The organism is Pelagibacterium mangrovi, from assembly GCF_036662815.1.
Classification (GTDB): Bacteria; Pseudomonadota; Alphaproteobacteria; order Rhizobiales; family Devosiaceae; genus Pelagibacterium; species Pelagibacterium mangrovi.
The window spans coordinates 62,036-73,818 of the sequence record NZ_JBAFXA010000005.1; the positions used below are offsets into that span (position 1 = coordinate 62,036).

16 protein-coding genes and 1 tRNA gene are annotated in these 11,783 nt (G+C 63.1%); 9 read left to right on the forward strand and 8 right to left on the reverse strand.

Features of this window, described 5'->3' with window-relative positions; all coding sequences use genetic code 11:
- Nucleotides 1-9 precede the first annotated feature (9 nt).
- Entirely contained in the window at nucleotides 10-1,515 is a 1,506-nt protein-coding gene (locus V4T21_RS09805; RefSeq protein ID WP_332715978.1) for a tripartite tricarboxylate transporter permease, read from the forward strand.
- A 36-nt stretch (nucleotides 1,516-1,551) separates the two neighbouring features.
- Here V4T21_RS09805 and V4T21_RS09810 read toward each other — a convergent pair whose 3' ends face one another.
- A complete protein-coding gene (locus V4T21_RS09810) occupies nucleotides 1,552-2,316 on the reverse strand; it encodes a MerR family transcriptional regulator (protein ID WP_332715980.1) in 765 nt (254 codons plus the stop codon).
- A gap of 215 nt (nucleotides 2,317-2,531) precedes the next feature.
- Here V4T21_RS09810 and V4T21_RS09815 point away from each other — a divergent pair, with 215 nt between their 5' ends.
- The 5 genes from V4T21_RS09815 to V4T21_RS09835 all read left to right on the forward strand — a co-directional run bounded on the left by V4T21_RS09815 (nucleotide 2,532) and on the right by V4T21_RS09835 (nucleotide 4,457).
- Nucleotides 2,532-2,843 (forward strand): hypothetical protein, encoded by a 312-nt coding sequence (locus tag V4T21_RS09815; protein WP_332715982.1) that lies wholly within the window; start codon nucleotides 2,532-2,534, stop codon nucleotides 2,841-2,843.
- A 313-nt stretch (nucleotides 2,844-3,156) separates the two neighbouring features.
- Complete coding sequence (locus V4T21_RS09820) at nucleotides 3,157-3,465, forward strand: EF-hand domain-containing protein (RefSeq protein ID WP_332715984.1); 309 nt, start codon at nucleotides 3,157-3,159, stop codon at nucleotides 3,463-3,465.
- A 184-nt stretch (nucleotides 3,466-3,649) separates the two neighbouring features.
- The gene (locus V4T21_RS09825) at nucleotides 3,650-4,066 is read left to right on the forward strand and encodes a hypothetical protein (RefSeq protein ID WP_332715986.1); all 417 of its coding nucleotides are present in this window, start codon (nucleotides 3,650-3,652) and stop codon (nucleotides 4,064-4,066) included.
- Between the two features lie 15 nt (nucleotides 4,067-4,081).
- The gene (locus V4T21_RS09830; RefSeq protein ID WP_332715988.1) at nucleotides 4,082-4,312 is read left to right on the forward strand and encodes a hypothetical protein; all 231 of its coding nucleotides are present in this window, start codon (nucleotides 4,082-4,084) and stop codon (nucleotides 4,310-4,312) included.
- Between the two features lie 58 nt (nucleotides 4,313-4,370).
- Nucleotides 4,371-4,457, forward strand: a tRNA-Leu gene (locus V4T21_RS09835).
- Nucleotides 4,458-4,465: 8 nt separating this feature from the next.
- Here the strand turns inward: V4T21_RS09835 and V4T21_RS09840 are convergent.
- Nucleotides 4,466-5,260, reverse strand: coding sequence for a substrate-binding periplasmic protein (locus V4T21_RS09840; protein WP_332715990.1), 795 nt, complete (start codon nucleotides 5,258-5,260; stop codon nucleotides 4,466-4,468).
- A 66-nt stretch (nucleotides 5,261-5,326) separates the two neighbouring features.
- Nucleotides 5,327-7,081: a pyrroloquinoline quinone-dependent dehydrogenase gene (locus V4T21_RS09845; RefSeq protein ID WP_332715993.1), complete on the reverse strand. Its 1,755-nt coding sequence runs from the start codon at nucleotides 7,079-7,081 to the stop codon at nucleotides 5,327-5,329.
- Nucleotides 7,082-7,283: 202 nt separating this feature from the next.
- Here V4T21_RS09845 and V4T21_RS09850 point away from each other — a divergent pair, with 202 nt between their 5' ends.
- A complete protein-coding gene (locus tag V4T21_RS09850) occupies nucleotides 7,284-7,700 on the forward strand; it encodes a c-type cytochrome (RefSeq protein WP_332715996.1) in 417 nt (138 codons plus the stop codon).
- Nucleotides 7,701-7,705: 5 nt separating this feature from the next.
- On the opposite strand, the gene V4T21_RS09855 is transcribed toward V4T21_RS09850, so the two are convergent.
- Genes V4T21_RS09855 through V4T21_RS09870 form a run of 4 tightly spaced genes read right to left on the reverse strand, consistent with a single transcriptional unit; the run spans nucleotide 7,706 to nucleotide 9,547 of the window.
- The gene (locus V4T21_RS09855) at nucleotides 7,706-7,858 is read right to left on the reverse strand and encodes a hypothetical protein (protein WP_332715998.1); all 153 of its coding nucleotides are present in this window, start codon (nucleotides 7,856-7,858) and stop codon (nucleotides 7,706-7,708) included.
- 14 nt (nucleotides 7,859-7,872) lie between these two features.
- Nucleotides 7,873-8,274 carry an ASCH domain-containing protein gene (locus V4T21_RS09860; RefSeq protein WP_332716000.1) on the reverse strand — a complete coding sequence of 134 codons (402 nt, stop codon included), beginning with the start codon at nucleotides 8,272-8,274 and terminating at the stop codon, nucleotides 7,873-7,875.
- A complete protein-coding gene (gene gpt, locus V4T21_RS09865) occupies nucleotides 8,274-8,768 on the reverse strand; it encodes a xanthine phosphoribosyltransferase (protein ID WP_332716002.1) in 495 nt (164 codons plus the stop codon). The genes V4T21_RS09860 and gpt overlap by 1 nt, the downstream gene beginning before the upstream one ends.
- The gene (locus V4T21_RS09870; protein WP_440589648.1) at nucleotides 8,765-9,547 is read right to left on the reverse strand and encodes a competence/damage-inducible protein A; all 783 of its coding nucleotides are present in this window, start codon (nucleotides 9,545-9,547) and stop codon (nucleotides 8,765-8,767) included. Before V4T21_RS09870 ends, gpt begins: the two co-directional genes overlap by 4 nt.
- A 137-nt stretch (nucleotides 9,548-9,684) precedes the next feature.
- Here V4T21_RS09870 and V4T21_RS09875 point away from each other — a divergent pair, with 137 nt between their 5' ends.
- The gene (locus V4T21_RS09875) at nucleotides 9,685-10,149 is read left to right on the forward strand and encodes a hypothetical protein (protein WP_332716007.1); all 465 of its coding nucleotides are present in this window, start codon (nucleotides 9,685-9,687) and stop codon (nucleotides 10,147-10,149) included.
- A gap of 117 nt (nucleotides 10,150-10,266) precedes the next feature.
- On the opposite strand, the gene V4T21_RS09880 is transcribed toward V4T21_RS09875, so the two are convergent.
- A complete protein-coding gene (locus V4T21_RS09880) occupies nucleotides 10,267-10,809 on the reverse strand; it encodes a hypothetical protein (RefSeq protein WP_332716009.1) in 543 nt (180 codons plus the stop codon).
- A gap of 238 nt (nucleotides 10,810-11,047) precedes the next feature.
- Between V4T21_RS09880 and sfsA the strand changes: the two genes are divergently transcribed.
- The gene (gene sfsA, locus V4T21_RS09885) at nucleotides 11,048-11,749 is read left to right on the forward strand and encodes a DNA/RNA nuclease SfsA (protein ID WP_332716585.1); all 702 of its coding nucleotides are present in this window, start codon (nucleotides 11,048-11,050) and stop codon (nucleotides 11,747-11,749) included.
- Nucleotides 11,750-11,783 lie beyond the last annotated feature (34 nt).

The window sequence follows — 11,783 nt, forward strand, 5'->3', positions numbered from 1 at the left end:
AGCGCACCGATGGACCTGATTTCTTCTCTCGCGCTCGGCTTTTCGGTCGCCCTCGATCCCGTCAACATCCTTTACTGCTTCATCGGCGTGCTGCTGGGCACCCTGGTGGGCGTCTTGCCCGGCATCGGCCCAACGGCCACCATCGCCATGCTGCTGCCCATCACCTTCACGCTCGGCCCCGCCTCGGCGCTGATCATGTTGGCCGGCATCTATTACGGTGCCCAATATGGCGGCTCGACAACCGCCATCCTCATCAACCTGCCCGGCGAATCCTCATCGGCGGTGACCGCCATCGACGGCTACCAGATGGCCAAGCAGGGCCGTGCTGGTCCGGCCCTCGCCACCGCCGCGCTCGGCTCGTTCTTTGCCGGTTCGGTCGCCACGCTCCTTCTGGCCTATTTCGCCCCGCCGCTGGCCCGCGCCGCGCTCAATTTCGGGCCCGCCGAATATTTCTCGCTGATCGTCCTGGGCCTTCTGGTCTCCATCGCCCTCGCGCACGGCTCCATCCTCAAGGCGCTGGCCATGATCGTCGTCGGCCTGCTGCTCGGCATGGTGGGTCAGGATATCTATACCGGCACCCCGCGCTTCACCTTCGGGTTCCGCGAGCTGTTCCAGGGCATCAACTTCGTCTCGGTCGCCGTCGGCGTCTTCGGCGTCGCGGAAATCCTGCGCAATCTGGAAAACGAACAAACCCGCGAGGTGATGGTCAAAAAGGTCAAGAACCTCTGGCTCACCAAGGACGATTTCAAGCGCATCGCCGCTCCCGTCGTCAGGGGCACGGTGCTCGGTTCCCTGCTGGGCGTTCTTCCCGGCGGCGGGCACATCCTTTCGGCCTTCGCCTCCTATTCGGCCGAAAAGCGTCTCTCCAAGCACCCCGAAGAATTCGGCAAGGGCGCTATCGAGGGCGTGGCCGGGCCGGAATCGGCAAACAACGCCGCAGCGCAAACCTCGTTCATTCCATTGATGACGCTCGGCATCCCCGCCCACCCGGTGATGGCGCTCATGGTCGGCGCCTTCATCCTGCAGGGCATCACGCCAGGCCCCAACGTCATCAACGAGCAGCCCGCGCTGTTCTGGGGCATCATCGCCTCGATGTGGATCGGCAACATCCTGCTCGTGCTGCTCAACCTGCCGCTGATCGGGCTGTGGGTGAAGATGCTGACCATCCCATACCGCATCCTCTTCCCGGCCATCGTGCTGTTCGCCTGTATCGGGTGCTACTCGATCAACCAGAACATCTTCGATGTCTATGCCATCGCCTTCTTCGGCCTTGTGGGCTATCTGCTCATCCGCTTCGGCTGCGAGCCCGCCCCGCTGCTGCTCGGCTTCGTGCTCGGCCCGCTGCTCGAAGAGCACCTGCGCCGCGCCATGATCATCTCGCGCGGCGATCCCACGGTGTTTATCACCCGCCCCATCTCCGCGACGCTCCTGGCCCTGGCCCTCGTCGCCATCGTCATCGCCGTGCTCCCCTCGATCCGGCGGAAACGCGACGAAGTCTTCGTCGAGGAAGACTGATGAAAAAAGGCCGGGGCAAATGCCCCGGCCTTTTGCTTAGCTCTGCCGCTTCACCCAGCCTTTCATCGCCGCGATGTTAAAATCGGCGAGGCCCGGCGCGATGGTTTCGGATCGCGCGCGGAAATCGGGATGCTGGAAGATATCGGCCAGCCCCGCATACGCTGCGGGTGGACACGGCCTGCCCCACATGCGCCCCACCCAGGTCCGGTGCTGCTCGATCAACGGGTCCAGCGCCGGATCGCCCGGCTCAATCCCCGCTCGCATCTGCGCGGCCAACCCTTCTTCGATGGGTTTCAGATCAGCCATGGCATCTGCCATGGCACCTTGAGGCTGAGCGGCCATGCGCTCCTTGCTGTCCTGGATTTGAGCCTTCATGTCCGGCCCGTATTTTTCCTCGAGCCAGGCCTCGTATTCTTCCTGCTTTTTGGGGTCCACGACCCCCGAATACAAATCGGCATCTTTCATCACATGATCTCCTTTGAGTTCGGCGATCGTGCGGTCGATCGTCCTGAGCATTTCGGCGAGACGTTCGGCTTCCCCAACCATCCGACGACGCTGGCTCTCCAACGCTTCCAGCCGGTCGAAGGCCGGATCGTCGAGGATTGCCCCGATCTCGGCGAGCGGGATGCCCAACTCGCGATGGATCAGGATCTGCTGAAGCCGCATAAGCTCCTCGCGCCCGTAATAGCGGTAGCCGTTCTCGCCGACGTGAGCGGGCTTGAGCAGATCGATATCGTCATAGTGATGCAGCGTGCGAACCGAAACGCCCGCCATGTCCGCAACCTGTTTGACTGTATGCATCGTCTCTCTCACCAGCTTTCCGCAGGACATCTCGATAGTCCCTCACGCCACGTGAGGGTCAACACCCGTCGCGCCGAATAGGGATAAATTTATCATTCCGCTTAGACGGCCATTCACCCCCTTCAACAATAGCGGTGCGACAAAGCGTTTCGTTTACCGGTTGGCCGCTCCCGCCGCCCTATGATCGGGCAATCGTTGTCATTGGGGAGAAGACAATGAAGACGCTCACTCGAAACGAGTTGGCCCTTATGCTGGTCTGGGCATTCCGCGACCAGCGGGTCGAAACGGCCATCAACCCGCCCGCCGACGCGCTGACGCTCTATTGCAACGTCATCGCCCTGCCCATCGCCGAGGCGGCCACCATCATGCTCCACGCCCGCACGGGCAATGTGCCGCCCTCCGATCCTCTCGCGCTCGCGCGCTGGACATGCGGTGTGGCCATGCTGCGCGACATGCTCGACCAGCCGATGTGCAATCTCTCGATCGCTGCGCCCGTCGAGACGGCCCGAATCGGCATCGCAGCCTGATCATTGGGGCAACTCCCGCCACAGCGGGGCCTCATTTGCCGGAGCGCGAATGGCAAAGGCGCTGCATGCCCCGCATGGTAGCTCACATTTGCGTGATCGAATTGCCGCCACACTTGCCGCTTCCGGCCCCAAAATCCCCTAACAATTTCCCCCGGACGGCCTTTTAGGGGTCCCAACCTCGCCACCCGCCCCCCTCAGGCTCTGCTCACGGTTTCGCGATCAGGCGAAATCGGCGGCCGGCGGACACCCACCGGTCGGACGGAAGAAGGCCTGGCTCCGGCCGGCGCCCCACATCACATGGAGCATACAAGCCATGAATAAGACCGTTCTTTCCCTCGCTGCCCTTATCGGCCTTTCGGCAACTGGCGGCGCTTTCGCTCAGGGCCTCGATTTCAATTCGCTCGACGCGGACGCAAACGGTGAAGTCAGCATGGAAGAGCTGCAGACCGCAATTCCTGATCTCACCCCCGAAAGCTTCGCCATGATCGACACCGACGCCAGCGGCGCGCTGTCCGCTGACGAATTCGCTGCGTTGATGCCGGCCACCGAAGCCCCGGCCGCTCCCGCTCCCATGGATGCACCGGCCGCCGATCCGATGGCCGCTCCGGCAGCGCCGCAGTAAGACATCCGGCTTTCCGAAGCGCGAGCCCAAAGCATTTCGAAAAGCCGACAGGAGCCGCCGCTCCCGCAAGGACAGTGGCGGCTCCGATATTGACCTCCTCCAGATCGGCCGTCCCGCTTGCGCGGGGCGGTCGATTTTCCGTAAACGAGAGGGAGGACATTTAAGACAACGGGAGATTTCCGACATGGCCATATGCAGGACCGCTCTTTTCGCCCTGACACTCGCCGCCGCGCTCGCCGGCTGCTCGGACAATGCCGAAACCCCGGAAGCCACGGCTGCCGAGGAAACTGCCCCCTCTCCCGAGCCGGCGCCCTTCTACGTCGGCCAATGGGCCGCCGATCCAGTCTGGTGCACCGACCAGACCGACGGCTTTCCCATAACCATCACCGAAACGCGCTTCGAGGGCCGTGAAAACGTCTGCGATATGACCGCCATCGAGCCCACCCCCGAAGGCGGCGCCACCGCCCAGCTTTCCTGCATCGCCGAAGGTGAAACGATCGAGGAGCCCATCGTCTTCGCTCAAGCAGGCGAGGACATCGCCATCACCTGGCCCGACCGAGGCACCGAGCCAACGCTCTTTTCGCGTTGCGCCGAACAATAGCTGGAGGAACACACGATGGGCTGGATCAGCCTTGCCATCGGCGTGGTTGCGGTTTTCCTGGGCGGTCTCTGGCTCATGCAGGGCCTGGGCCTCATCGTGATCGACCCCATCCTGTGCGTCGGCGATTGCGAACCCCTCGAAGGCCCCTCTGCCAGTTGGGCCGTACTCGGCTTCATCGTCCTGACCCTGGGCGCCGTAGCCATCGCCTACGGCCTCAAGCGCCTGGGCAAGCAGCGACTACGCTGACAGCGATTTGGCATAACCAATTGCCACGCCATGCCAGTTGTGAGATGAACGCGCCCATGCGGACGTGGTGGAATTGGTATACACTACAGACTTAAAATCTGTCGCCCGTATGGGCTTACGGGTTCGAGTCCCGTCGTCCGCACCACTCGCCATTCACGGCGGTGACAGATAGCCGTGATCGCCCACAAGCTCATCCAGCGTTCCGGCAGCGCTCAGCGCCGCAATGGCATCGTCGATGCTTTGGCGCAGGAACGTGTCTGTCGAGAGCAATAGTCCGCCCACCGGCATCGGCTCAAACCTGATCGGTTCGGACGATATGACCGACAGGCCCGTGCGCTGATCGGCCAGAAGCGCCGTCCCCCAGACCAGCGCCGCCTCCACCGTCCCCTGTTCCAGCGCATCGAGCGATTGCGCGTCGGTCCCGAACGGCAGGCGCTTCCAGCGTTGAGCAGCCGGAAGCGCGTTGTTGTATTGAGTGAACCGGAAATCCGCGCTCGACGCCAGCGTCGCCGCAACCGAGGCGCCCGCAGGCACGTCGGCCAGCCGTTCATAATCATCGTTCAACGTCACGAAAACATAGTTGGCCGTGTAATAGGGCCGCGTCGCCGTCGCCCAGGTCGGATACAGATCGGCAATCAGCCGAAAGCCGAAATACACCCGGCAGTTTGCGCGCAGATAATAATAGACGTCTTCGAACGGCACGCTTTGCCGCGTATCCTCGATCATGTGGATGACCGGCTCGACCAGCAGCACCGCCGCGATCTCCTCGGCGATCGCCCTGTCTATGTGCCAGGCCGGATCGCGCGGGTCGATGCATATGCGAAGCTCGTTGGCATCGGACGGTTGGCCGAATGCTTCGTCATTATAGAGAAACGGCCTCTCCTGCCCCACGCTGCCCAGCGGGACCAAGGCCATGACAACGGCTGCGATAACCAGAAAGCGACGCACGATCGTACTCCTGCCCCGCCGTGACGGACTGCGGCCAAAGCCGCAGTCCGGATTTGGCATTCCGGCCTATTCCTCCGGCAACGCGAAGACCCAGAGAACCGAACCCGCTGCCGGGGTCAGCAATTCCGGGGTCAACGTAGCCAGCGCGCGGGCCTGGCTCGACCCGTTACCGACAGCCACCGCGATATACTGCTTGCCATCGGCCTCATAGCTGATGGGGAAGGCGTTGACCGCGTTGTTGGTGCGGATTTGCCAGAGCACATCGCCGGTTTCATCGTCGAAGGCATAGAACCACCGGTTCCAGTCGCCGGCAAACACCAGCCCGCCTGCGGTCGGCAGCACGGCGCTGGTGATCGGGGCCCGCTGGCGATAGCTCCATGCGGTCGACTGATCGTTGAGGTTGATCGCATCGATCCGGCCGATATTGCCGTCGCTGCCCTCGACCGGCACGCGGGCGAAGGTCGCCCGTCCGCCGCCCGTATAGGCCTGCCCGGGATCGAGCGGCTGCGGGGTGGTGTTCGAGCAGAACTCGGCCAGCGGCAGGTAGAGCGTTTCGGTGCGCGGGCTGTAGGCGGTCGCCGGCCACCCGCGTCCGCCCGGATCGGCCGGGCAGTTGAAGGTGGTTTCACCGATATGGGGAATGGATTCCTCATTGATGGTCTTTTCGCCCGTTTCCGGATCGATCGAAGCCACCACGTTCTGCGGAACGGTTTCCACGTGCCACAGCCAGCTTCCGTCATTGCGGTCCAGCGCCTCGACGATGCCGAGCTTGCCGGTCGTCACCACCTGCTGGCGCATCTCCCCGTCCACCGGCAGGTCGACCAGAATTCGCTCATAGATGTAATCGAGGTCCCAGGTGTCGTTGGGCAGGTGCTGGAAATGCCATTTCAGCTCGCCGGTCTGCGGATCGAGCGCCAGCGTGGAATCGGAATAGAGGGCGTCATTGGTCACGCCTTCCTCTTCGCTGAGCGGCAGCAGTCCGCTCATTTCCGCGATCCAGGGATAGGGCTGTCCCACGCCGGAGAAGATCGTGTTGGTTTCCGGATCGTAGGTCGCCGCAAGCCAGACCGAGGCACCGTGCCGGCTTTCGATCGGCAGGCCGTTCCAGCTATCGCCGGCTTCGCCATCCTGGGCGATCGAGTTGAAACGCCAGAGCTCGTCGCCCGTTTCCGGATCGTGGCCGGTGATGAAGCACCCGCCGGGCTGGGCGTTGCCGCACCCGGTCATGCCCTGCACCACCACGCCATCGGCGATCAGCGGCCCGGACGAATACCGGAAGCCGTCGGTCCATTCGGCTGGCGTAACGTCCCAGACAACCTGCCCGCTCGCCAGATCGAGCGCGATAATGTGCGTGTCGGTGGTCGAAACGATCAGCTTGTCCTCATAGATCGCCATGTTGCGCTTGGTCGCGGTGTTGCCCGTGCCCGCGTCGATGACCTCCTGGGGCAAATCGCGGACGTACTCCCACAACAGATCGCCCGTCGCTCCATCGAGCGCCTGAACCTTGTCGAGGTTGTTGTGAACGAAAAGCACGCCATCATGGACGATCGGCGTGGTCTCGGTCGCGCCTGGGGTCAGCGACCAGCTCCAGGCCACAGTGAGGTCGCCCACATTGTCGCGATTGATTTCCTCGAGCGGGCTGTAGCCCCAGCCGTCATAGGTGCGCCGCCAGTGCAGCCAGTCGCCGTCACTGGGGTTGAGCAGCATTTCGTCCGTAACGTTGGAAATCGACGACAGTCGGCTGTCGTCCTGGGCAAGTCCGACCCCCGTCTGGATCAAGCCGATAACCAGCGCCGATGACGCTAAAAGCATAGTTTTCATTGCAAAATCTCCTCCGCAATACCGATCCCCTCCAGAACCGGAATTTGATCTTGCACCCGAATTCAATGGCCGGTCAATCCATGAATGCCTCACGAAAATGAAGGGGCAAACGGGGACTTGCCGCTTGCTGTTTTATCGGACAGGATGAAAATTGCGCGGCGAGGACAATTGAGGAGGCGGCGCGAATATGGGAGTGAGGATTATGAATTTACACGCTGTTTTCGGCATCGGTCTGTGCTTGGCAAGTCTGGCGCCCCTCTCGGTACAGGCGCAGGACGCGCCCGCCGAAATCGCCGGCTTCACGCAAGAGCAGGTCGCCGCCGGCGAGCGTGAATACCGCCGCAGCTGCCAGGACTGCCACGGCGCCAATCTCGACGATGGCGAGTTCGGCGGCCCCCCGCTGATCGGCATCAACTTTCGCGACAAATGGTTCGATCTGAACGCAGCCGCGCTCCACGGCTTCACATCGGCGGCCATGCCTCCCGACCGTCCGGGCCGGCTGAGCCCCGAGACCTACACCAATCTGGTCGCCTTCATCCTCAGCGAAAACGGCCTCGAAGCCGGCGACACGCCCCTGCCTTCGGACATGGAAGCCCTCTCGCAGCTCTCGCTACGTTAGGGACTTCAAAGTTCTTCAAGCAGAACCCTGCCGCGCGGGGAAAGGCGATAGCCGACGTCGAGGCTTTCGACGAGGCCGAGCGTCGTGAGATGCCGCATCTTGCGCTTGAATTCGTCTTTCTCCTGGCCGATCCGTTCGGCCAGTTCGGCGGCACGCACGCCCTCGTTCCCGCTCAAAGCTTTAGGACCGTCCCGCTCCATCCCGGATGCGCACCGTCGATCGACTTTAGTTCCGCCTTGAGCCCATCCAGTTGGGTGTCGCTCAACGCCGTCTCGGCGTGTGCCTCGATCCGCGGGTCCTCCCCCTTGTAGCTCACTTCGATCCGGTCGAGCTCGCCCGGCTTCATCGTATCGAGCCATTTGAGGAAATCGGGCACGCCGCTAAACCCCGCCCGCTTCGCGTCGGCCTCGGTCACGTCCTCCGCCGCGATCGGCGTAATCTCACCGATCTGCAGCACACCGACCTTGGTCTTGAGCGTACCGCCGGCCTTGACCGTCCGCCGCCGCCAGCGACGGAACTGCAACGTGATCTCGCCCGATTTGATCTTCTCGAGCACCTCGAGCTTGATCAGCATCAGTCGGTGCCGCCGGTGATCGGCGGCGCGTAGGTGAAGTCGAGGTCCCAGGGGAAGAAAATCCAGGTGTCCTGGCTCACTTCAGTAATGAAGCTGTCCACCAGGTCCCGCCCCTGCGGCTTGGCATAAACCGTGGCGAGATGGGCGTTGGGCAGCATGTCGCGCACCACGCGCGCCGTCGCCCCGGTATCGACCAGATCGTCGATGATCAGGATTTTCTCGCCCGCCGCATCGGCGGCGATCAGATCGGCGTTGATCGGCTTGATGACGCGGACCTGGCCCTGGCTCTGGTGATCGTAAGATTTCACCGAAACGCTCTCGATGACCCGGATGTTGAGTTCGCGCGCGATGATCGCGGCGGGCACCAGCCCGCCGCGCGTGATGGCCACGATGGCGTGGAACGGGCCCTCGCTCGTCAGCCGCCAGGCAAGCGCGCGAGAGTCGCGATGGAACTGATCCCAGGAAACGGGAAAGGATTTGTCGGGCTGGTTCATGCGTAGGGTTCCTTGGGCAAAACGATGTTCTTTTCTGCGTGCAGCCGATCCACCAGCGCCTGCACCTCGGCCGTGGCCGCTTCGAGCCGTTCGATATCGTGGCTGCGCATCACCAGATAGGTCATGATGAACGCATGCCCCATCTGCGGATAGGAGCCGATCTTGACGTCGGGATAACGCGACTGGATTTCGCCGAGCGGATCGCCGATGGCGCCCTCGCCCACCCCCGCCGTCACCGACCGGCTTTCCACCTTGCGTCCGCCCTTGAGCGTGGGCGCGATCGCTTCGAGCATGGCGGCCATGATCTTGGGCACGCCCGCCATCACATGCACATTGCCGATTTTAAAGCCCGGCGCCGCCGTCACCCCGTTGACGATCAGCTCGCCGCCCACGGGAACTCGCGCCATGCGCAGCCGGGCCGGCGTCGCCTCTGTCCCCATCTCCATCCACCGCGCTTCCAGCATGGCGCGCGCCTCGTCGTTGATCGGCAGATCGACGCCGAACGCCGCTGCTATGGCGTCGGCGGTAATGTCGTCATGGGTCGGCCCGATGCCGCCGGTCGTAAACACATAGGTGTAACGCGCGCGCACCGCGTTGACCGCCTCGACGATGGCGTCGATATCGTCGGCAACCACCCGCACCTCGCGCAGCTCGATCCCCAGATCGGTGCAGAACTGGGCCGTGGCCGCGATATTGACGTCGCGCGTCCGCCCTGAAAGGATTTCGTCGCCGATGACGATAAGGCCTGCGGTGACTGCGGGTTCGTCCATGGGTGCCATACGTTGCAAAGGGAGCGCCATGGATGCCCGCACTGGCTCGGAAAATCAAGCGAGACTATGGAGAGGGCCGATCATGAAGATCGAGGAGACGCGAGTCTGGTGGGCAATGGGACGCAAACCCGAAACGGAGGCGTGACATGGCGCTTCGCGGATGGGCTAATTTCGCCTGGCAGGCCGATTACGGCCAGTTCTATCTCATCGATAGCCGGGATGCCGATTTCCAGGCTCCCATCGAAATCACCGCCGAAATGGAAAGACGCAGCCTCTGCGTCCCGGCCACTGGGATCGTCGTCTATACCCAGGATTGCCTCAACCAGCACATCCGCATCTCCATCCACGATTCCGAGCCCGATCACACTCCGGTCGAAGAGATCGGCGGCAAGCCTTGGACACGGGTGGAAACCGTAAAGGCGTCCTTTCCCTCGCAAATGTTCACGATTTCCAGCCCGTCGATGCCCTATCCGCTCCCCGGCGGGCCTCTGTTCTTCCTCGACGCCGAAACGGTAACCGCGCGCATAAGCTGGATGGAATTCGAGGACGTGCGCGATGAAAGCGTACCCTTCGATCCCGACGTCATCCAAATCGCCCTCTGGACGCATTAGGCTGTAATATCCACACCCACCCCCTGTCACCCCGGGATTTATTCCCGGGGTCCAGCAGCAGCCTATCCACAGCCACCAAAGCGATTTGCGTCATGTTCGACTGAACGTCGGTCGAGCCTAGCCCCTCCCAAGCGCCGCCAGCACCGATTTCCAATACCCGCGCCAGCGCGCCACAGCCTCCTCATCGGCCAGCTTTTCATGCGTCACCGCAATCGTCGCCTTTCCGCCGGGTTTTTCCCCGATGGTCGCGCCAACCCGCGTCCCATCGGCCAGTCCACGGCGCCAATAGCGCCATTTCTCACTGGCGCTCGTCTCGGCCTCTCCCGCGAAAGCCACGCCGTCGGCATCGTGCAGCCCGTCGGCTATCGCGCTCCACAGGCCCAGCGCCTCCTCGGGCGAGCCCGAAACCGTCTTGCTGACCGAAACCTCGTATCCGCCGTTTGACCGCTGACCCGGCTGGCGGCGGCCGATATGCTGCTCATAGGCCACGGTGATGCCTTGCGCCCACCAGCCCGACGCCTCGCCCGTCTCCACGATGGACCGCGCGATTTCGGCGTGCGACAGGTCCCCCGCCCCGATCCCGTCCAGAAAATCGAGCCAGCCCTGCCAGCTCTTGCCGGTCTTTTCGGCGAATGCGGCGGTAGCAATCGGCTTGGTCATGACCTTCGCCTTCGGTTCGTGCAAACGAAACACGCTTTGGATACCAACCCCACCCAACCGTGTCAAAACCGCACGTCTGGTGGCCTTGGCTCATAAATCCCGGGGCCCAGCGGCAGCCTATCCACAGCCAGCGACGCGATTTTCGTCATTCTCGACTGAATGTCGATTGGCCCCAGGGCTGGCCCCGTCGACACGCGGCGGCTATGAGAGGCCGTCCCGCATTATGTCCAGGTCCGCCATGCGCTTTCCCTCTCCGCTAATCCGTGGAACCCTCGTCAAACGCTACAAGCGCTTTCTCGCCGACGTGATCCTCGAAAGCGGAGAAGCCATCACCGCCCATTGCGCCAACCCCGGCGCCATGACCGGCCTCAACATGCCGGGCCTGCCCGTGTGGCTCTCGAAATCGGACGACCCCAAGCGCAAGCTGGCGCACTCCCTCGAACTTGTCGAATTGCCCACCGGGATCGTCGGCATCAACACCGCCCATCCCAACCGCATCGTCGCCGAAGCCCTCGCCGCCCGCGCCATTCCCGAGCTCGCCGCCTATGATTGCGCCCGCCCCGAGGTCAGATATGCCGAAAAGAGCCGCGTCGATTTCCTTCTGACCGGCGAAGGGCTCCCCGACTGCTATCTCGAAGTCAAGAACGTCCATCTCGTCCGCGACGCAGGTCTCGCCGAATTCCCCGATTCGGTCACCCTGCGCGGCGCGCGCCATCTGGCCGACCTCGCCCGCATGGTCCGCGAGGGCCATCGCGCCGCCATGCTCTATCTCGTCCAGCGCGCCGATTGCACGCGCTTCGCCCTCGCCGCCGACATCGATCCCGCCTATGCCGCCGCCTTCAAGGCCGCCCGCGCCCAGGGCGTCGAGGCCCTTTGCTATACGACCACGCTTTCGAGTGAACACATCGTGCTCGGCCAGCCCCTTCCAATCGCGCAGTGAGGCGATTACCTTTCGGGTAAGTTCGGAGAATCCT